Genomic DNA, 1692 nt, shown 5'->3' with positions numbered 1-1692 from the left:
GAGGACATACGCCCGTTATGCGGCGTCTTGCGTGTCGTCTTTGCCAATATGGATGCGTTTGCCCGATTCCCCCCTCAAAACCCTACCGCCTCACTTTTCACCGCGGAGGATCTGACCCGGGTCTGGYCCCACGACCGCCTCTCTCACGCGCCCGGCTCGGTCGAGATGGAGCGCGCCATCGAATTGCTGCCAATCATAGAACGCAGCGATCTGCTGCTTGACTTGCATTCCATGCTCTGGGAGTCAGCGCCTCTCTTCATTTCCCCCCAGACCGCCCGTTCAGTCACGCTGGCAGGACTCCTCTCCTCTCAATCCGACACACCGTTCCTGACTCTCACGGATCTGGGCCATGTCGGTGGCGCCCGGCTGATCGAGCACAACCGCTTCGTGACCCAGACGGGCGGCGCGCGCAGCGTGTTGCTCGAAGCCGGGCAGCATTGGCGCGCGGAGACGGTCGAGATCAGCAAACGCGTCATTCGTCACTTCGTCGATAATGCCGGGTTCCTCCATTTCGGCGCGAAAGACACGGAGAATGCCGCCGCCGCGCATCAGGCCATGGTGACGGATAATGTCGTGGCGCGCAGTGCCAGCTTTGCCTTCACCGAAGCTTTTCAGGGCGGAAGCGTGATCGAGAAGGCAGGCACACTCATCGCGACAGATGGCGACGACGAGATCTGCACACCCTATGATCACTGCGTCCTGATCATGCCCAATCTATGCGTCAGACGCGGACAGCTTGCCGTAAGGCTCGCCAGACTCATCTGAGCGATTGGGTTCCAGCGACACACCCATCGACCAAAACATATCACCCTGGGGTTCTCCCTACGGGAGGGAGAACCCGGCCCCGCCCGACTGAAGAGAGGCAAAGGCTGGAGGTCAAACCTGCGGAACATTGCCCGCAGGGAGGCGGTCAGGCCCCGGGGTAAGCGACGTCATAGATCGGGAAGCGGCAGCACAGCGCCTTCACTTCGTCATGGACGCGCTGTTCGACCGCATCCTGCTCCGACGTGCCATAGGCGCTGAGCACTTCATCGATCATGCGGGCAATGACACGGAATTCCTCCACCCCGAAACCGCGCGATGTGGCGGCCGGGCTGCCCAGACGGATGCCGGACGTCACGAAAGGCTTCTCCGGATCAAAGGGGATGGCGTTCTTGTTGGCTGTGATGCCGGCCCGTTCCAGGGCGGCTTCGGCGATCTTCCCCGTCACCTTTTTCGGACGCAGATCAACCAGTACCAGATGGCAATCGGTTCCCCCGGTGACGATGTCGAAACCACGGGCGACGAGCTCCTCAGCCAGAACGCGGGCATTCTCCGCGACAGCACCCTGATAGGCCTTGAACTTCTCGCCCTGGGCTTCGCCAAAGGCGACAGCCTTGCCCGCGATGACGTGCATCAGCGGACCGCCCTGCAGACCGGGAAACACGGCGGAGTTCACCTTCTTGGCGATTTCGGCATCATTGGTCAGAACGATACCACCGCGCGGCCCGCGCAGGGTCTTGTGCGTGGTGCTGGTCACGATATGGGCGTGTGGGACTGGGCTCGGGAAGAGACCGGCTGCGACCAAGCCTGCGAAATGCGCCATGTCAACCATGAGGTAAGCGCCAACCTCATCGGCGATGCGACGGAAGCGTGCGAAATCGATATGGCGCGGGTAGGCAGAACCACCGGCGACGATGATGGTCGGCTTGT

General features: G+C 61.8%; 2 protein-coding genes. One reads left to right on the top strand and one right to left on the bottom strand.

Features of this window, described 5'->3' with window-relative positions; all coding sequences use genetic code 11:
• The coding region (locus tag C0V97_RS18530; RefSeq protein ID WP_158625479.1) for a hypothetical protein at positions 1-765 on the top strand (765 nt) is incomplete at its 5' end.
• A gap of 145 nt (positions 766-910) precedes the next feature.
• Here the strand turns inward: C0V97_RS18530 and C0V97_RS18215 are convergent.
• A partial coding sequence (locus C0V97_RS18215; RefSeq protein ID WP_127103769.1) for a serine hydroxymethyltransferase occupies positions 911-1692 on the bottom strand: 782 nt, incomplete at its 5' end.

The organism is Asaia sp. W19 (genome assembly GCF_003994335.1).
Taxonomy (GTDB): Bacteria; Pseudomonadota; Alphaproteobacteria; order Acetobacterales; family Acetobacteraceae; genus Asaia.
The sequence above is the reverse complement of the archived record's forward strand: the minus strand, read 5'-3'. Positions and strand labels throughout refer to the sequence as shown.